This window comes from Halomonas citrativorans, from assembly GCF_014898005.1.
In the GTDB taxonomy this organism is placed as follows: domain Bacteria; phylum Pseudomonadota; class Gammaproteobacteria; order Pseudomonadales; family Halomonadaceae; genus Vreelandella; species Vreelandella citrativorans.
On record NZ_JABUYX010000003.1, the window covers coordinates 186,326 to 205,085 of the forward strand.

The following is an 18,760-nucleotide window of genomic DNA, read 5'->3' on the forward strand; positions in this document are numbered from 1 at the left end:
ATTATCCCCTTCAGCCAGCTTTCACGGCGCTGCGAACGATAACGTCGCTGCCGGGTGCTCCCGGTACGGCGCCCTTGATCAGCAGCAGGTTACGCTCGGCGTCAACACGGACGATCTCAAGGCTCTGTACGGTGCAACGGGCGTTACCCATTTGACCGGCCATTTTCTTGCCTTTAAATACGCGACCAGGTGTTTGACACATGCCGATAGAACCCGGCGCGCGGTGCGACAGGGAGTTACCATGGCTGTTGTCTTGGGTACGGAAGTTCCAGCGCTTAACAGCACCCTGGAAGCCTTTACCCTTAGAGGTGCCGGTCACGTCGATCATTTGACCAGCTTCGAAGAGGGATACGGTGAGCTCGCCACCCACTTCTGGAGCTTCTTCGCCTTCTGCAAGGCGGAATTCCATCAGTGAACGACCAGCCTCAACACCCGCTTTGGCAAACTGACCAGCCTGCGCTTTGGTGAGGTGTTTGGCTTTACGAGAACCTGTAGTGATCTGAACCGCTGCGTAGCCGTCAGACTCAATGGTCTTAACGCGCGTCACACGATTAGGATCAACTTCAATAACGGTCACGGGCACGGATGCGCCATCTTCGGTAAAGACACGGGTCATCCCGGCCTTTGTACCGACTAAACCGATAGTCATACTCAGTCTCCTATAGTGTACGGGGCTATCACCCGCTATGGCTGCCCTTTCCAGAGCATTCCACTAGCACATTGTGTGGCGCCTCACGGCGCGGCGGCTGCTGTTCATGCGATAAATGATGAACGCTGGGCCGCAAGTGTCTAGTGTAATTAGTTGAGTTTGATTTGCACGTCTACGCCAGCGGCGAGATCAAGCTTCATCAACGCATCAACTGTTTTTTCAGTTGGCTCAACGATGTCGAGCACACGCTTGTGCGTACGAATCTCATACTGATCACGCGCATCCTTATTGACGTGCGGTGAAACCAGGATGGTGTAACGCTCGCGGTTGGTCGGCAGCGGGATCGGCCCACGAACCTGAGCACCAGTACGCTTAGCGGTTTCAACAATCTCCGCTGTGGACTGGTCGATCAGGCGATGGTCGAACGCTTTCAACCGAATGCGAATCTTTTGGTTCTGCATTTGCCCTAAACTCCAATGGATGTCGACGGCGCGAGCCGTCTACCCACGCATTCAAAGGATGCGCATTATAGGCACGCCAAAAGCCCATGTCAAACATTTGCTATTGGTGCGCAGAAAAGGGGGCTCGCGAGAGCCCCCTTCATCGATCAAGTAAATCGATTACTTAACGATTTTTGCCACAACGCCAGCACCAACGGTACGACCACCTTCGCGAATAGCGAAGCGCAGACCGTCGTCCATAGCGATCGGAGCAATCAAGGTAACAACCATCTGAACGTTGTCACCCGGCATTACCATTTCAACACCTTCCGGCAGTTCACAGGTACCGGTGATGTCAGTGGTACGGAAGTAGAACTGCGGACGGTAGCCCTTGAAGAAAGGCGTGTGACGACCACCTTCTTCTTTGGACAGTACGTAAACTTCGGCTTCAAACTCGGTGTGCGGATTGATAGTACCCGGCTTGGCCAGAACCTGACCACGCTCAACGTCATCACGCTTGGTACCACGAAGCAACGCACCAACGTTCTCACCTGCACGACCTTCGTCGAGCAGCTTACGGAACATTTCAACACCGGTAACGATAGTTTTGGTGGTCTCGCGGATACCCACGATCTCAACTTCGCTACCCGGATTGATAATACCGCGCTCTACACGACCGGTAACAACAGTACCACGGCCAGAGATAGAGAATACGTCTTCAATCGGCATCAGGAACGGCTGGTCGACAGCACGCTCCGGCTCAGGAATGTAAGCATCCAGAGCTTTGATCAGATTAGCAACGGCGGTAGTACCCATGCCGTTCTCATCTTCACCGTTCAGAGCCATCAGCGCTGAACCAGTGATGATCGGCGTGTCATCGCCCGGGAAGTCGTACTCGTCGAGGAGCTCACGAACTTCCATCTCAACCAGCTCAAGCAGCTCTTCGTCATCGACCATGTCCGCTTTATTCAGGAACACAACGATGTACGGAACGCCAACCTGGCGAGACAGCAGGATGTGCTCGCGCGTCTGCGGCATCGGGCCGTCAGCAGCAGAACATACCAGGATCGCGCCGTCCATCTGCGCAGCACCGGTGATCATGTTCTTGACGTAGTCAGCGTGCCCCGGGCAGTCAACGTGCGCGTAGTGACGCTCTTCAGACTGATATTCCACGTGGGAAGTCGCGATAGTGATACCACGCTCGCGCTCTTCAGGAGCGTTATCGATAGTATCAAATTCACGCCAATCGCCGCCGAAAACCTCAGCAGATACGCGGGTTAGGGCCGCAGTCAGAGTCGTTTTACCGTGGTCGACGTGACCGATGGTGCCGACGTTGACGTGCGGTTTGGAACGTTCGAATTTTTCCTTAGCCACTGCTATAACCTCTTTACGTTAGCTAACGGTTAACCGTTTTGATTGATGACGGCTTCAACGACGCTGGAGGGCGCCTCGTCGTACTTCGAGAACTCCATAGAGTAGCTCGCACGGCCCTGGGTTTGTGAGCGCAGGTCGGTTGCGTAACCGAACATCTCACCCAGCGGCACCGTCGCACGAATGACTTTACCAGAAGAAGAGTCATCCATACCCTGCACCAGACCGCGACGACGGCTCAGGTCGCCCATGACGTCGCCCATAAATTCCTCGGGAGTCACGACTTCGACCTTCATCACCGGCTCCAGCAGCACGGCCTTGGCCTTCCTGGCACCTTCCTTCACTGCCATAGAAGAAGCAATCTTGAACGCAGTCTCGTTAGAGTCTACGTCGTGGAAGGAGCCGTCGAACAGCGTCACTTTAACGTCGATCATCGGGTAACCCGCGATGACACCGTTTTTAAGCTGCTCGTAAGCGCCTTTCTCAACCGCAGGGACGTATTCCTTGGGAACCGTACCACCTACGATCTCAGAGTTGAATTTGAAGAAAATCTCTTCTTCGCCTTCACCCTTCTCTTCAGCAGTCAGCGGCTCAATACGCAGCAAAACGTGACCGTACTGACCACGACCACCGGACTGACGTACAAACTTGCCTTCCTGCTCAATGCTGCCACGAATAGTTTCGCGGTATGCTACCTGCGGCTTACCGATATTGGCTTCCACCTTAAACTCGCGACGCATACGGTCAACGAGAATATCCAGGTGAAGCTCACCCATACCAGAAATAATCGTCTGGCCGGTCTCTTCGTCGGTTTTAACCTGGAAAGAAGGATCTTCCTGGGCCAATTTACCCAGTGCAATACCCATTTTTTCCTGGTCAGCCTTGGACTTCGGCTCAACGGCAACCGAGATAACCGGATCCGGGAACTCCATGCGCTCAAGAACGATCTTGTTATCAATATCACACAGGGTATCACCCGTGGTGACATCTTTCAGACCGATACATGCTGCAATATCGCCAGCGAGTACTTCTTTGATCTCTTCGCGCGAGTTGGCGTGCATCTGTACGATACGACCAACGCGCTCTTTCTTCTGCTTAACGGAGTTATATACACCGTCACCAGACTTCAGAACGCCCGAGTAAACGCGGATAAAGGTCAGCGTACCAACGAAGGGGTCGGTAGCGATCTTGAATGCCAACGCTGCAAACGGCGCACTGTCATCGGCTTCACGCTTAGCGATGGTGCCATCTTTATCGTCCAGCTCACCTTCGATCGCCTTAACTTCAGTTGGCGAAGGCATGTACTCGATAACACCGTCCAGCACTGCCTGAACACCTTTATTCTTAAAGGCAGAACCGCAGGTAACCAGAACAATCTCATTGGCCAGAGTACGCGTACGAAGACCTGCCTTGATCTCTTCGATCGACAGCTCGACGCCTTCCAGGTACTTGTCCATTAGCTCGTCAGAGCCTTCGGCAGCCGCTTCAACCATCTGCTCGCGATATTTCTCGGCAGTCTCTTGCAGCTCAGCCGGAATATCCACGAGTTCGAAATTCATACCCAGGCTAGCCTCATCCCACAGGATAGCCTTCATCTGAATCAGGTCGATAACGCCCTTAAAGTCTTCTTCCGTACCCCAGTTAATCTGGATCGGCACGGCATTCGCACCCAAGCGCTCTTTCAACTGGTCAACAACCATGAAGAAATCAGCGCCAGTACGGTCCATCTTGTTAACAAAGACCATACGCGGTACTTCGTACTTATCGGCCTGACGCCATACTGTTTCGGTCTGCGGCTGAACGCCGGAAGACCCACACAGTACGACAACCGCACCATCTAGCACGCGCAATGAACGCTCAACTTCGATAGTGAAGTCAACGTGCCCAGGCGTATCGATGATGTTGATACGGTGCTCATCAAACTGCTTGGCCATACCTTGCCAGAAGGTGGTGACAGCGGCAGAGGTGATCGTAATACCACGCTCCTGCTCCTGCTCCATCCAGTCAGTCGTTGAGGCACCCTCGTGTGTTTCACCCAACTTGTGATTCAAGCCGGTATAGAACAGTACCCGCTCGGTCGTTGTGGTTTTACCCGCATCAACGTGCGCTACGATACCAATATTGCGATAACGATTAAGTGGTGTCTTGCGTGCCACGGTGAAACTCCCGTTAGTTGGCGATGCTCGTTAACTTAGCAGTGGCAAAAGTGAGCCTTACGCTACCGCCGCTATCACAGAATGATAACGGCGGGGTGTTGCAACAAAGCGACTCGACCTACCACTTCCAACGACGCCCTGCTGAAACAACGTGCATATATAAACGCGAACTTTATAAACACTGCGCTTACAAACGCCGTACTTAAAAACGTCACTCTTGAAAGGGACGCTCTTAGAAACGATAGTGCGAGAAAGCCTTGTTGGCTTCGGCCATACGATGCACGTCTTCGCGCTTCTTAACAGCAGAACCTTTACCTTCTGCGGCATCCAGCATTTCACCTGCCAGACGCTGAACCATCGTTTTTTCACCGCGGCGACGCGCCGCGTCTACCAACCAGCGCATAGCGAGCGCTTGGCGGCGAGACGGACGAACTTCAACCGGAACCTGATAGGTCGCACCACCCACGCGGCGCGACTTCACTTCGACCATCGGCTGGATGGTTTCCAGCGCTTTGTCGAAGATTTCCAGCGGCTCTTCACTACTACGCTCGGCAACCTTGTCCAACGCACCGTAAACAATGCGCTCAGCTATGGACTTCTTGCCGCTGACCATCAGGTGGTTCATGAACTTCGCCAGACGCTCACTTCCGAACTTAGGATCCGGCAGGATTTCGCGTTTAGCTACAACTCTTCTTCTAGGCATGATAAGCCCTCAATTAAGGATCCTTCAGGTAAACCCGGAACTCGCGCTTAGTATCGACTACCCTGCACTGCCCGACCTTACTCTTATCAGACCATCATATTCGTGTTGGACATTACGTTACATACGCTGCAAACACAGCGTGACGGCAAGCTGTCTTAAGACTTCGGACGCTTAGTACCGTACTTGGAACGGCCCTGCTTACGATTCTGTACGCCAGAGGTGTCAAGGGCGCCACGAACGGTGTGATAACGCACACCTGGCAAATCCTTTACACGACCGCCGCGAATCAGAACAACAGAGTGCTCCTGCAGGTTGTGACCTTCACCACCAATGTAAGAAGAAACTTCGAAACCGTTGGTCAGGCGCACACGGCAAACCTTACGCAGGGCCGAGTTCGGCTTCTTGGGAGTAGTGGTGTATACGCGCGTACATACGCCGCGCTTTTGCGGACAAGCCTGAAGCGCGGGCACGTCACTTTTAGTAACGGGGCGCTTGCGCGGCTTACGCACTAGCTGATTAATCGTTGCCATGGTGTTTAGCTGACTCCAATGGTTGCCTAGCCTTTAACAAATACGGGCAGCGGATGCGGGCGCACCCACCCCACTGTTAAAGGCTGCGCATTCTAAAGGCTGACCCTAGTCGACGTCAAGTCTTGCCGGCGGTTTTACCGGCAAGATAGCGCTTCCAGGGTCAGATGCTCATTTTTTACTACTCATTTTTAGAGCTCGTCGTCAGAATCAAGTGCTGTCAACTGTGCTCCAAGCTCCTGCTCTACCTCAGTCGCTGAGGGATTGAACAGGCGCTCAACGTCTTCGCGTTTGCGGCGACGTTCAGCGTGGTGAGTCAGACCGGTACCTGCCGGAATCAGACGCCCAACTACCACGTTTTCTTTCAGGCCGCGCAGATAATCGCGCTTGCCGGTAACAGCCGCTTCGGTCAGTACGCGGGTTGTCTCCTGGAAGGAGGCCGCAGAGATGAACGATTCGGTCGCCAGGCTGGCCTTGGTGATACCCAGCAACAAGCGCTGATACTTCGCCGGGAATTTACCTTCTTTTTCGAGACGAGCGTTCTGCTCCAGCACGCGCACAAGCTCAGCCTGGTCGCCGGTGATGAAGTCAGAATCGCCTGAATCGGCAATTTCGACCTTACGTAGCATCTGACGCACAATAACTTCGATGTGCTTGTCGTTGATGCCTACGCCCTGCAGACGGTAAACATCTTGCACTTCGGCCGTAATGTACTTGGCAAGCTCCGCTACGCCGAGCAAACGCAGAATATCGTGCGGATTGCTCGGGCCATCGGAGATGACCTCACCCTTCTCAACACTTTCGCCTTCAAAAACGGCGATTTGACGCCATTTCGGGATCAGCGCTTCAAACGGATCGCCAGACCCTGGCGTAATCGTCAAACGACGCTTGCCTTTGGTCTCTTTACCGAAGCTCACCACACCGCTGATTTCGGCAAGGATCGCCGGTTCTTTCGGCTTACGTGCTTCGAATAGGTCAGCAACGCGTGGCAGACCACCGGTGATATCCTTGTTACCTGATGCTTCAACCGGAATACGGGCAACCACCTCACCCACACCGATGGTGGAACCATCATCAACGGAGATAATGGAATTGCCTGGCAGCAGATATTGCACTGGCGTGTTCGAGCCGGAAACCGACACGTACTCACCGGCCGCATCTTGCAGCATGACCATCGGACGCTTGTCGCGACCAGCCATCGGGCGAGCGGCGGACTCAATGACTTCGATAGAGGAGAGACCGGTCATCTCGTCGACTGAGCGGTGCATGGTGACACCTTCGTCGAGATCGATGAACTGCGCCTTACCCTCTACTTCAGCAATGATCGGATGGGTGTGCGGATCCCACTTGGCAACCATCGCACCGGCATCAACCACGTCGCCGTCGCGTACGGAAAGTTCAGCACCGTAGGGCAGCTTGTAGTACTCACGCTCACGACCGTGATCGTCAGCCACCGCCAGGGCGCTAGAACGCGATACCACGACCAATTTGCCGTCGGCACGCTCTACGTGCTTAATGTTGTGCAGACGAACCTTACCGCCGTGCTTGACCTGTACGCTATCGACGGCCGATGAACGCGATGCCGCGCCACCGATGTGGAACGTACGCATGGTCAGCTGGGTACCCGGCTCACCGATTGACTGAGCGGCGATAACACCGACAGATTCACCGATGTTGACCTGGTGACCGCGGGCAAGATCACGTCCGTAACAGGACGAACATACGCCGTGCGGTGTGTCACAGGTAATGGTTGAGCGTACGATAATCTCATCCACACCCATGGTGTCGAGCTCAGCACACCACTTCTCGTCTAGCAGCGTGTTACGTGGGATCAGAACTTCTTCAGTACCTGGATCAACCACATCCAACGCAACCACACGACCCAATACGCGCTGTGATAGCGGTACGATGATGTCGCCACCCTCGATAATCGGGTGCAGGGTCAGACCGTTTTCAGTACCACAGTCAACCTCGGTGATCACTAGATCCTGGGCCACGTCCACCAGACGACGCGTCAAGTAACCGGAGTTAGCCGTTTTCAGAGCCGTATCCGCCAGACCTTTACGTGCACCGTGGGTCGAGATGAAGTACTGAAGTACGTTCAGGCCTTCACGGAAGTTGGCCACGATCGGCGTCTCGATGATCGAGCCATCCGGCTTGGCCATCAGGCCACGCATACCCGCCAACTGGCGGATCTGAGCGGCACTACCCCGTGCACCGGAGTCGGCCATGATGAAGACGCTGTTGAACGATTCCTGCTCAACTTCGTTGCCATCGCGGTCAATAACGGTCTCTTTGGAAATACCGGTCATCATCGCCTTGGCGACTTTATCGTTGGCCTTGGACCAGATATCGATAACCTTGTTGTACTTCTCGCCCGCAGTTACCAGGCCAGAAGAGAACTGGTCTTCGATCTCTTTGACTTCAGCTTCGGCCGCGTCGACGATCTCGGTTTTGGCATCCGGGATGACGAAGTCGTTAACGCCGATAGAGGCGCCGGACCAGGTCGCCAGACGGAAACCGGTGTACATCAGTTGGTCAGCGAAGATGACCGTCGGCTTGAGGCCGGAGCGGCGATATACTTCGTTGATCAGGCCAGAAATCGCCTTCTTCTTCATCGGCTGGTCGATCAGCGCAAACGGCACGCCTTCAGGCAGAATGCGGAACAACAGCGCACGGCCAACCGTGGTTTCGTATAGACGACGATGGAATGACTTCTCGCCGGTCTCTTCTTCGATGTCGACCTCGTCCAGACGCACCTTGACACGGGCGTGCAGCGATACCGACTGAGTACCGAAGGCGCGCTCAACCTCGTTGAGGTCAGAGAACACCATGCCTTCGCCCTTGGCGTTGATCTTCTCACGGGTCATGTAGTAAAGACCCAGAACAACGTCCTGCGACGGCACGATGATCGGCTCGCCGTTGGCGGGCGACAGCACGTTGTTGGTCGCCATCATCAGCGCACGGGCTTCGAGCTGGGCTTCCAGGGTCAGCGGCACGTGTACCGCCATCTGGTCACCGTCGAAGTCGGCGTTGTAGGCCGCACACACCAGCGGGTGCAACTGGATCGCTTTACCTTCAATCAGCAGCGGTTCAAACGCCTGGATACCCAGACGGTGAAGCGTCGGTGCACGGTTAAGCAGTACCGGGTGTTCGCGGATAACATCGGCAAGGATGTCCCACACTTCCGGCAGCTCGCGTTCAACCATTTTCTTCGCGGCTTTAATCGTTGAGGCGAAGCCTAGCGACTGAAGCTTGGAGTAGATAAACGGCTTGAACAGCTCCAGTGCCATTTTCTTCGGCAGACCACACTGATGCAGGCGCAGAGTAGGACCCACGGTAATCACCGAACGGCCCGAGTAATCGACGCGCTTACCCAACAAGTTCTGACGGAAACGACCCTGCTTACCTTTGATCATGTCGGCGAGCGACTTCAGCGGGCGCTTGTTGGAGCCCGTGATCGCGCGGCCACGACGACCGTTGTCAAGCAAAGCATCGACCGCTTCCTGAAGCATACGCTTCTCGTTGCGCACGATGATATCCGGCGCATTAAGGTCGAGCAGACGCTTCAAGCGGTTGTTACGGTTGATCACACGACGGTAAAGGTCGTTGAGATCGGAGGTCGCGAAGCGGCCGCCGTCCAGCGGTACCAGCGGACGTAAATCCGGTGGCAGGACAGGCAGCACTTCCATGACCATCCACGCCGGCGCATTGCCGGAGTGGTAAAACGCTTCCAGCAGCTTCAAACGCTTGGAAAGCTTCTTGATCTTGGTTTCAGAGTTAGTCTGCGGAATCTCTTCACGCAGGGTGTTTATCTCTTCTTCAAGATCAATATCTTTGAGGAGTTCTTGCACCGCTTCGGCACCCATGCGGGCATCGAAGTCATCGCCGAACTCTTCAAGGGCTTCAAAGTACTGCTCATCGTTCATCAGCTGACCACGCTCAAGCGTGGTCATGCCTGGATCGATAACAACGAAGGACTCAAAGTACAGCACGCGCTCGATATCACGCAGGGTCATATCGAGGAACATGCCGATACGCGACGGCAATGATTTCAAAAACCAGATGTGAGCAACCGGCGAGGCCAGCTCAATGTGCCCCATACGCTCACGGCGCACGGCTGCCTTGGTGACTTCAACGCCACACTTTTCACAAATGATGCCGCGGTGCTTCATGCGCTTGTACTTACCGCACAAGCACTCGTAATCCTTTACCGGGCCAAAAATCTTGGCGCAGAACAGACCGTCCCGCTCCGGCTTAAAGGTACGGTAGTTAATGGTCTCAGGCTTCTTCACCTCGCCAAACGACCAGGAGCGAATCATGTCCGGCGACGCCAGAGTAATCTTGATCGCGTCAAACTCTTCGGACTGAGACTGCGATTTGAGTACTTTCACCAAATCTTTCATAGCACGGCTCCTAGCTCTCTAACTCAATATCGATGCCCAGCGAGCGGATTTCCTTCACGAGTACATTGAAGGATTCCGGCATGCCTGCCTGCATGGTGTGGTCGCCATCCACGATGTTTTTGTACATCTTGGTGCGGCCTTCGACGTCGTCCGATTTGACGGTGAGCATCTCTTGCAGGGTGTAGGCCGCGCCATAGGCTTCCAGCGCCCACACTTCCATCTCACCAAAGCGCTGACCACCGAACTGTGCTTTACCACCCAAGGGCTGCTGGGTAACCAGCGAGTAAGAGCCGGTAGAACGAGCGTGCATCTTGTCGTCTACCAAGTGGTTCAGCTTCAGCATGTACATGTAGCCGACGGTGACCGGGCGATCAAACGCATCACCGGTACGGCCATCGTGCAGCACCATCTGGCCAGACTCAGGAATGTCAGCAAGCTTCAGCAAGTGTTTGATTTCGTGCTCTTCGGCACCATCAAATACCGGCGTGGCCATGGGGACACCGCCTTTCAGGTTTTTCGCCAGCGCGATAACTTCGTCATCACTGAGCGAATCCAGATCTTCAAGGCGCGCACCCGGCGTGTTGTATACCTGGCCAAGGAAGTCACGGATCTCGGCAACCTGCTGGCCGCGCGCATCACGTAGCATAGCGTCGATTTTGACACCCAAACCACGCGCTGCCATTCCCAGGTGAGTTTCAAGAATCTGACCCACGTTCATACGCGACGGTACACCCAAGGGGTTAAGTACCACATCGACCGGCTCGCCCTTCTCATCGAACGGCATGTCTTCGATCGGCATAATCGCGGAGATAACACCCTTGTTACCGTGACGACCTGCCATCTTGTCGCCTGGCTGGATACGGCGCTTGACCGCCATGTAAACCTTGACGATTTTGAGCACGCCAGGCGCCAGGTCATCGCCCTGAGTCAGCTTGCGTTTCTTGTCTTCAAAACGCTCGTCCATCTCTTTACGACGGTTTTCCAACTGCTCGTCGGCCTGTGCCAGAAGCTCGTTGTAAGCCTCATCCTGCATGCGCAGCTTGAACCACTGCTGACGCGGCAGCTCGTCGAGGTAAGCCTCGTCCAGCACGTCGCCTTTCTTGAGGTTCGGACCGCCGTTAACGGCTTGGCCATCCAGCGTACGCTGCAGACGCTCAAACGTTGCGTCTTCAGCAATACGGTAGGTTTCCTGCAGGTCCTTACGCACTTCATCCAGCTGCATTTGCTCGATGGAGAGCGCACGTGAATCTTTTTCAACGCCGTCGCGAGTGAACACCTGAACGTCGATAACCGTACCTTTCATGCCCGTAGGAGCACGCAGGGAGGTATCTTTTACGTCAGACGCTTTCTCACCGAAGATCGCACGCAGCAGCTTCTCTTCTGGCGTCAGCTGGGTTTCACCCTTCGGCGTTACCTTACCGACCAGAATGTCGCCCGGGCCAACTTCAGCACCGATGTACACGACGCCCGCCTCGTCCAATTTACCCAGCGCGGACTCACCGACGTTGGGAATATCAGAGGTGATCTCTTCCGGCCCCAGCTTGGTGTCGCGAGACACACAGGTCAGTTCCTGAATGTGGATCGTGGTGAAACGGTCTTCTTGAACGACCCGCTCAGAGAGCAGAATGGAGTCCTCGAAGTTGTAGCCGTTCCAGGGCATGAACGCGATGCGCATATTCTGACCCAGTGCCAGGTCACCCATGTCAACAGACGGGCCGTCGGCGAGAATATCGCCACGTGCAACGCTGTCGCCAGGACGCACAATGGGGCGCTGGTTCATACAGGTGTTCTGGTTCGAGCGGGTGTACTTGGTCAGATTGTAGATATCAACGCCGGCTTCACCACCGATGATCTCATCTTCGCTAACCCGTACTACCACACGACGCGCATCTACCGAGTCGATAACGCCGCCACGACGCGCCACGGCACATACGCCGGAGTCACGCGCAACGAAACGCTCCATGCCGGTACCTACCAGCGGCTTGTCAGCACGCAGAGTAGGAACGGCCTGACGCTGCATGTTCGCACCCATCAAGGCGCGGTTAGCATCATCGTGCTCCAGGAACGGAATCAGGGCAGCCGCCACCGACACGACCTGGCGAGGAGAAACGTCCATCAGCGTCACTTGCTCAGGACGCATAAAGGTGGTTTCACCACGGTGACGCACCTGAACCAGGTCGTCAGAAAGCTTATTGGACTCATCTACCGCTGCAGAAGCCTGAGCGATGATGTAGTCGCCCTCTTCAATAGCAGAGAGGTGCACAATATCGTCAGTTACCTGACCCGCATTCACCTTACGGTACGGCGTTTCGAGGAAGCCGTAGCTGTTGGTGTGGCTGTAGGTGGCCAGCGAGTTGATCAGACCGATGTTCGGTCCTTCAGGTGTTTCGATCGGGCATAAACGGCCGTAGTGCGTGGCGTGTACGTCACGTACTTCAAAGCCAGCGCGCTCACGGGTCAAACCACCCGGGCCGAGTGCAGACACACGACGCTTGTGGGTAACTTCCGAAAGTGGGTTGTTCTGGTCCATGAACTGGGACAGCTGGCTTGAACCGAAGAACTCTTTCACCGCCGCTGCAACTGGCTTGGCGTTGATCAAGTCCTGGGGCATCAGGCCTTCGCTTTCCGCCATGGAAAGACGCTCTTTTACCGCACGCTCAACGCGTACCAGGCCGACACGGAACTGGTTCTCGGCCATTTCGCCCACACAGCGAATACGACGGTTACCCAGGTGATCGATATCATCAACGTCACCAAAGCCGTTACGGATATTGATCAGCTCGCGCAGCACATCGAGGATGTCCTTGCGATCCAGTACGCCGGAACCCGTGTCGGATTCACGACGCAGGCGACGGTTGAACTTCATGCGGCCAACGCCCGACAGGTCGTAGCGGTCCTCAGAGAAGAACAGGTTGTTAAACAACGTCTCGGCAGACTCTTTTGTGGGCGGCTCGCCGGGACGCATCATGCGATAAATTTCAACGAGCGCTTCAAGTGCTGAGCCAGTCGTATCCAACTTTAAGGTGTCGGAAATGAACGAGCCGCAGTCGAGGTCATTGGTGTAAAGCGTTTCAATGCGCTTGATGCTGCCTTGCGCCATGCGCTCAAGCACTTCAGGCGTAATTTCGGTGTTGCACGGGCAGATCAGCTCACCGGTTTTGGTGTCAATCTGATCCTTGGCCAGCGTTTTACCGAACAGGTATTCCATCGGCACTTCCAGACGCTCAAGGCCGGCTTTTTCAAGCTGACGAATGTGCTTCTGAGTAATCCGACGACCTTCTTCAACAATAATGTCGCCGTTGCCATCCTTGATATCAAAGGTGGCGGTCTCGCCGCGCAGACGCGAGGGCACCAGCTCCACGGAGAAGCCAGACTTCTCGATGTGGAAAACGCTGGTTTCGAAGAACTCACCGAGGATTTCTTCAGTACTCATGCCTAGCGCACGCATCAGCACCGAGGCCGGCAGTTTGCGGCGACGGTCAATACGTACAAACACGTTGTCTTTGGGGTCGAACTCGAAGTCCAACCAGGAACCACGGTAAGGAATTACGCGAGCAGAGTAGAGCAACTTACCAGAAGAGTGGCTCTTGCCCTTGTCGTGATCGAAGAACACACCGGGCGAGCGGTGGAGCTGGGAAACGATAACCCGCTCAGTACCATTGATAACAAAGGTACCGTTCTCAGTCATCAGGGGGATTTCCCCCATGTAGACTTCTTGCTCTTTAATATCCTTGATTGCCTTGTTCGAGGAATCGCGATCATAAATGATCAAGCGAACCTTGACGCGCAGCGGGGCGGAATAGGTCACGCCACGCAGCTGACACTCCTTAACATCGAACGCCGGCGTACCAAAGCGATAGCTAACGTACTCAAGTGCCGCGTTGCCCGAGAAACTCTCGATCGGGAAAACGGACTTGAACGCCGCATGCAGGCCAACTTCGTGACGCTCGTCAGGCGAACGATCTTGCTGGAGAAAGTCGTAATAGGAATCAAGCTGGATGGCCAGCAAGTAAGGCACATCCATCACTTGGGGCAGTTTGCCGAAATCCTTGCGGATGCGTTTTTTCTCAGTATATGAGTAAGCCATCTGTATTCCCCAGCTTGTTCACCATGGGTGACCGATGCGTGGTCATCGCTGCCCTGCGCGGGCGTGTCAGACGCAGACAGCAAGCTCCTAAACCGGTAGCTCGCCGTCGAAAATCTTGATCGATAACAGTATTACAACAACGGTATTACTGTGTTTCTGCTGCAACCTAAACGTTGCAACAGAAAAAGGCCGGCAGCGGGAAAACCCGCCGCCAGCCGTGGAAGCTTACGCAGCGCGTAAAGCCGTCAGCACAAGAATTACTTGAGCTCGACGCTTGCGCCCGCTTCTTCCAGCTTCGCTTTTGCTGCTTCTGCGTCGTCTTTGGACATGGCTTCTTTGATCGTTGCCGGAGCGCCGTCAACAGCGCCTTTAGCTTCTTTCAGGCCAAGACCAGTGATTTCGCGAACGGCTTTGATGACGTTAACTTTCTTGTCACCAGCAGCGGTCAGAACCAGGTCAAACTCGGTTTGCTCTTCTGCAGCAGCTTCGCCGCCAGCAGCCGGGCCAGCCATAACAGCTGCAGCAGCTGATACGCCGAATTTCTCTTCCATTGCTTCGATCAGCTCAACAACTTCCATTACGGACATGTCGGCTACAGCATTGATGATATCGTCTTTAGACAGTGCCATTTTTCATTCCTAACTTTGCGGGAGCCTCGGTCGGCCGAGGACTCAGGATTCATTGCTCGGTTCAGGCAACGTAATCGGCATAGCGTTCACGCCGCCTGCAAAAAGGTCTGCTTACGCAGCTTCTTCTTGCTTCTGATCGCGCAGAGCGGCCAGGGTACGAACCAGCTTGCCAGCGGAGGCTTCTTTCATTACCGACATCAACTTGGCAATTGCTTCGTTGTAAGTCGGTAGGGTTGCCAGACGGTCGATGTCAGCAGCCGGGATCAGTTCGCCTTCGTAGGCCAACGCCTTCACTTCGAAGTTCTGCTCAGTTTTAGCGAACTCTTTGAACAAACGAGCGGCAGCGCCCGGATGATCGGTAGAGAAAGCCAACAGAGTCGGACCAACAAAGCTCTCGTTCAGACACTCCCACTGAGTGCCCTCGAGGGCGCGGCGAGCCAGCGTGTTACGAACAACACGAAGCTCTACACCATTCTCACGTGCCTGCTTGCGCAGATCGGTCATTTTACCGACCGTTACACCGCGAGAATCGGCAACTACGACGGAGAGTGCGCCCTTGGCCGCTTCACTGACCTCGGCAACAATCGCTTTCTTGCCTTCAAGTGCTAGTGGCACAGTGATCACTCCTTCGTGCCGGAGCCTTTTTAAGGCGCCGGAGGTTACCATCTCTTCCAGGCCTACTCTAACCAGCACTGGAAGCCTTAGGGGATGGTGCTCACCAGAAAGCAATGTCGCTAAAAAGCTTCAACCAACTGGCGGCCACACCATCTGCGCAGGCGCTTTAGGCAATTAAGCCGCGTGAGATAAAAACATCCAGCGCGGCACCTGCGGTCTTTGACGGTGCTCCAGTAGGCTTACCTAACTAGAGGACCGCAAAGTTCTTGCTCGGTTCTTACTTAAACCTGTCGACGGTCTGCTTATACAAACGCAGAGTGGTCGATAGTCAGACCTGGGCCCATGGTAGTGGACAGGGTGACTTTCTTAAAGTAAATACCTTTAGAGGAACTCGGCTTGAGCCTCTTAAGGTCAGCAACCAGCGCTTCCAGGTTGCCTTGAACAGACGCAGCATCAAACGTCACTTTACCCAGCGTCGTGTGGATAATACCGTTTTTGTCAGTACGGAAACGTACCTGACCGGCTTTGGCGTTCTTAACTGCGGTTGCAACGTCAGGCGTTACGGTGCCGACTTTCGGGTTCGGCATCAGGCCGCGCGGACCAAGAATCTGGCCCAGCTGACCAACAACGCGCATAGCGTCCGGAGAAGCGATAACGACGTCAAAATCCATCACGCCTTTCTTCACTTGCTCAGCCAGCTCATCCATACCCACAATGTCAGCGCCTGCTTCTTTAGCAGCATCAGCGTTAGCACCTTGAGTGAAGACCGCTACGCGTACATCTTTACCAGTACCGTTAGGCATGACGGTTGCGCCACGAACGACCTGGTCAGATTTACGCGGATCAACACCCAGGTTGATCGCGACATCAACAGACTCATTGAACTTAACAGTAGACAGCTCAGAAAGCAGTGCAACCGCGTCTTCCAGAGAGTACGTCTTGTTGGCATCTACTTTCTCGCGAATGACCTTCGCGCGCTTAGACAGTTTAGCCATGATCAGAGACCCTCCACGTTAAGGCCCATGCTACGAGCGCTGCCTGCGATAGTACGTACGGCGGCATCGAGATCAGAAGCCGTCAGATCAGGCTCCTTGGTTTTGGCGATCTCTTCAATCTGCTCGCGCGTCACGGTACCGACCTTCTTCTTGTTCGGCTCACCAGAACCCGACTTGATACCAGCGGCTTTTTTCAGCAGCACGGCAGCAGGCGGTGTTTTGGTAACGAACGTGAAGCTACGGTCAGAGTAGACAGTGATCACGACAGGCGTCGGCAGACCCGGCTCAATCTCTTGAGTCGCTGCGTTAAACGCCTTACAAAATTCCATGATGTTCACACCGTGCTGACCCAGTGCTGGGCCTACGGGCGGACTTGGATTGGCTTTACCTGCAGCTACCTGCAGTTTGATATAAGCCTGGACTTTCTTGGCCATGGTAAACACTCCAATTGGGTAATAGCGCCTTGCGGCTCCCCGGGACTAGCGAGACAGCCAACGGCTGCCTCTTACGAATTTACGACGTTTTCTTAACCTGCATCCTACTCTTTCTCGACCTGAGAAAATTCAAGCTCGACAGGTGTTGCACGCCCAAAGATCAATACACTGACCTGCAAACGGCTCTTGTCGTAGTTGACTTCTTCAACCAAACCGTTGAAGTCGGCAAAAGGACCATCGATAACACGTACCGACTGGCCCGGCTCAAACATTGTCTTGGGCCGCGGCTTATCAGTTCCGTCTTTAACGCGACGCAAAATAGCGTCCGCTTCACGGGTCGTGATCGCAGCCGGTTTCTCTTTCGTTCCGCCGATGAAGCCCATAACGCGCGGAGTCTCATTAACGAGATGCCATGTCTCATCGACCATCTCCATCTCGACTAATACATAGCCGGGATAGAATTTACGCTCACTCTTGCGGCGTTTGCCGTCGCGCATTTCCACGACTTCTTCCGTCGGCACCAGAATTTCGCCAAAACGATCTTCCATACCGTACATTTTTACGCGCTCAATCAGTGAGCGCATAACATGCTTCTCAAAACCGGAATAGGCGTGGACGACGTACCAACGTTTGGACATGAAAACTCCTAACCAATGACGCCGGACATTGCCCAGCCAAGAAGAGTGTCAATCAACCACAGCATCAACCCCACCACGAGAACCGCCACCAGAACAATCGCAGTGGTTTGAATAGTCTCGGGACGGGTCGGCCATACAACGCGCTGAATCTCTTTCTTGGCGCTTACGGCAAGCTCTGTTAAGTCGCGACCTTTAGTAGTGGTAAGTGCGATAAAACCTGCAAGCGCACACAACACCACCACACCTAATACGCGGTAGAGCAAGCCAATATCGGCGAAATAGGTATTACCAACGACAGCAACGACAAGCAGCGCTGCAACCACAGCCCACTTAAGCCCGTCATGGCGCGCCTGCTGCACCTCGGTACCGTGCTTTACAGAACCAGGCTTCATAAAACGAGACTCCTTGGGATGCGGCTACAATAAAGGAATTCTGAAAAAACATGCCAACCTGGGGAAGGTTGGCAGGCCAGGAGGGACTCGAACCCCCAACCTGCGGTTTTGGAGACCGCTGCTCTGCCAATTGAGCCACTGGCCTATCATCGCTGCATAGGATAAGAAAAGCCTACACAACAGCGGGCGCCATGATAGCGGAGAAATAACCACCTGACAACCCCACTCTGCATCGAACACTCAAAATATACAGCGCCCTACGACAGAGACGAACTCAGAAACAAAAAAAGCGAGCTTCGCTCGCTTTTCTCGAAATATGGAGCTCATGGACGGAATTGAACCGTCGACCTCACCCTTACCAAGGGTGTGCTCTACCCCTGAGCTACATGAGCCAAATCACATCAACTGGAGCGGGCGGCGGGAATCGAACCCGCACCATCAGCTTGGAAGGCTGAGGTTCTACCGTTGAACTACGCCCGCGTAACTGCTGCATGGATTACAAGCCGCTGCACGCCGAACGATAGACAATGCCCTCTACCGGCTTTCATCCCACAACACCGACAAACGTCGCTGCTGCTTAAATCTGGTGGAGAGAGAAGGATTCGAACCTTCGAAGCTTTCGCGGCAGATTTACAGTCTGCTCCCTTTGGCCACTCGGGAATCTCTCCAGCGTTGGCGGCACATTATGCCAGCCTCCAAAACACTGTCAAGCTAGATA

Annotated in this window: 14 protein-coding genes and 4 tRNA genes; all 18 read right to left on the reverse strand. The window is 54.5% G+C overall.

Annotated features, from left to right (window positions below; translation table 11 throughout):
• Positions 1–10: 10 nt before the first annotated feature.
• The gene (gene rplC, locus INT20_RS05950) at positions 11–649 is read right to left on the reverse strand and encodes a 50S ribosomal protein L3 (RefSeq protein ID WP_193053646.1); all 639 of its coding nucleotides are present in this window, start codon (positions 647–649) and stop codon (positions 11–13) included.
• 149 nt (positions 650–798) lie between these two features.
• Entirely contained in the window at positions 799–1,110 is a 312-nt protein-coding gene (rpsJ, locus tag INT20_RS05955; RefSeq protein WP_087108956.1) for a 30S ribosomal protein S10, read from the reverse strand.
• A 159-nt stretch (positions 1,111–1,269) separates the two neighbouring features.
• Positions 1,270–2,463: an elongation factor Tu gene (tuf, locus tag INT20_RS05960; protein ID WP_172117716.1), complete on the reverse strand. Its 1,194-nt coding sequence runs from the start codon at positions 2,461–2,463 to the stop codon at positions 1,270–1,272.
• 29 nt (positions 2,464–2,492) lie between these two features.
• Positions 2,493–4,616 carry an elongation factor G gene (gene fusA, locus INT20_RS05965; protein WP_172117717.1) on the reverse strand — a complete coding sequence of 708 codons (2,124 nt, stop codon included), beginning with the start codon at positions 4,614–4,616 and terminating at the stop codon, positions 2,493–2,495.
• A 232-nt stretch (positions 4,617–4,848) separates the two neighbouring features.
• The gene (gene rpsG / locus INT20_RS05970) at positions 4,849–5,319 is read right to left on the reverse strand and encodes a 30S ribosomal protein S7 (RefSeq protein ID WP_018917738.1); all 471 of its coding nucleotides are present in this window, start codon (positions 5,317–5,319) and stop codon (positions 4,849–4,851) included.
• Positions 5,320–5,474: 155 nt separating this feature from the next.
• Complete coding sequence (gene rpsL, locus INT20_RS05975) at positions 5,475–5,849, reverse strand: 30S ribosomal protein S12 (RefSeq protein WP_009098973.1); 375 nt, start codon at positions 5,847–5,849, stop codon at positions 5,475–5,477.
• 188 nt (positions 5,850–6,037) lie between these two features.
• Positions 6,038–10,252 (reverse strand): DNA-directed RNA polymerase subunit beta', encoded by a 4,215-nt coding sequence (gene rpoC / locus INT20_RS05980; RefSeq protein WP_193053649.1) that lies wholly within the window; start codon positions 10,250–10,252, stop codon positions 6,038–6,040.
• 10 nt (positions 10,253–10,262) lie between these two features.
• Positions 10,263–14,339: a DNA-directed RNA polymerase subunit beta gene (rpoB, locus tag INT20_RS05985; protein ID WP_172117719.1), complete on the reverse strand. Its 4,077-nt coding sequence runs from the start codon at positions 14,337–14,339 to the stop codon at positions 10,263–10,265.
• A 257-nt stretch (positions 14,340–14,596) separates the two neighbouring features.
• Positions 14,597–14,968 (reverse strand): 50S ribosomal protein L7/L12, encoded by a 372-nt coding sequence (rplL, locus tag INT20_RS05990; protein ID WP_087108966.1) that lies wholly within the window; start codon positions 14,966–14,968, stop codon positions 14,597–14,599.
• A 111-nt stretch (positions 14,969–15,079) separates the two neighbouring features.
• Positions 15,080–15,583, reverse strand: coding sequence for a 50S ribosomal protein L10 (gene rplJ, locus INT20_RS05995; protein ID WP_018917742.1), 504 nt, complete (start codon positions 15,581–15,583; stop codon positions 15,080–15,082).
• A 302-nt stretch (positions 15,584–15,885) separates the two neighbouring features.
• A complete protein-coding gene (gene rplA, locus INT20_RS06000) occupies positions 15,886–16,578 on the reverse strand; it encodes a 50S ribosomal protein L1 (protein WP_193053650.1) in 693 nt (230 codons plus the stop codon).
• A gap of 2 nt (positions 16,579–16,580) precedes the next feature.
• Entirely contained in the window at positions 16,581–17,012 is a 432-nt protein-coding gene (rplK, locus tag INT20_RS06005; protein WP_172117721.1) for a 50S ribosomal protein L11, read from the reverse strand.
• Between the two features lie 104 nt (positions 17,013–17,116).
• Entirely contained in the window at positions 17,117–17,650 is a 534-nt protein-coding gene (gene nusG / locus INT20_RS06010) for a transcription termination/antitermination protein NusG (RefSeq protein ID WP_193053651.1), read from the reverse strand.
• Positions 17,651–17,658: 8 nt separating this feature from the next.
• Positions 17,659–18,042 carry a preprotein translocase subunit SecE gene (gene secE, locus INT20_RS06015; protein ID WP_193053652.1) on the reverse strand — a complete coding sequence of 128 codons (384 nt, stop codon included), beginning with the start codon at positions 18,040–18,042 and terminating at the stop codon, positions 17,659–17,661.
• 69 nt (positions 18,043–18,111) lie between these two features.
• Positions 18,112–18,187 (reverse strand) — tRNA-Trp (locus INT20_RS06020).
• 172 nt (positions 18,188–18,359) lie between these two features.
• Positions 18,360–18,434 (reverse strand) — tRNA-Thr (locus INT20_RS06025).
• Between the two features lie 14 nt (positions 18,435–18,448).
• Positions 18,449–18,522, reverse strand: a tRNA-Gly gene (locus INT20_RS06030).
• Positions 18,523–18,626: 104 nt separating this feature from the next.
• Positions 18,627–18,710 (reverse strand) — tRNA-Tyr (locus INT20_RS06035).
• Between the last annotated feature and the right edge of the window lie 50 nt (positions 18,711–18,760).

What these genes read in the sequence shown, in the direction of transcription:
- rpoB (WP_172117719.1), bottom strand. Translation starts at nt 14,339, where the DNA reads ATGGCTTACTCATATACTGAGAAAAAACGCATCCGCAAGGATTTCGGC.
- secE (WP_193053652.1), bottom strand. Translation starts at nt 18,042, where the DNA reads ATGAAGCCTGGTTCTGTAAAGCACGGTACCGAGGTGCAGCAGGCGCGC.
- rpoC (WP_193053649.1), bottom strand. Translation starts at nt 10,252, where the DNA reads ATGAAAGATTTGGTGAAAGTACTCAAATCGCAGTCTCAGTCCGAAGAG.
- rpsG (WP_018917738.1), bottom strand. Translation starts at nt 5,319, where the DNA reads ATGCCTAGAAGAAGAGTTGTAGCTAAACGCGAAATCCTGCCGGATCCT.
- rplK (WP_172117721.1), bottom strand. Translation starts at nt 17,012, where the DNA reads ATGGCCAAGAAAGTCCAGGCTTATATCAAACTGCAGGTAGCTGCAGGT.
- rplL (WP_087108966.1), bottom strand. Translation starts at nt 14,968, where the DNA reads ATGGCACTGTCTAAAGACGATATCATCAATGCTGTAGCCGACATGTCC.
- rplC (WP_193053646.1), bottom strand. Translation starts at nt 649, where the DNA reads ATGACTATCGGTTTAGTCGGTACAAAGGCCGGGATGACCCGTGTCTTT.
- rplA (WP_193053650.1), bottom strand. Translation starts at nt 16,578, where the DNA reads ATGGCTAAACTGTCTAAGCGCGCGAAGGTCATTCGCGAGAAAGTAGAT.
- rpsL (WP_009098973.1), bottom strand. Translation starts at nt 5,849, where the DNA reads ATGGCAACGATTAATCAGCTAGTGCGTAAGCCGCGCAAGCGCCCCGTT.
- nusG (WP_193053651.1), bottom strand. Translation starts at nt 17,650, where the DNA reads ATGTCCAAACGTTGGTACGTCGTCCACGCCTATTCCGGTTTTGAGAAG.
- rpsJ (WP_087108956.1), bottom strand. Translation starts at nt 1,110, where the DNA reads ATGCAGAACCAAAAGATTCGCATTCGGTTGAAAGCGTTCGACCATCGC.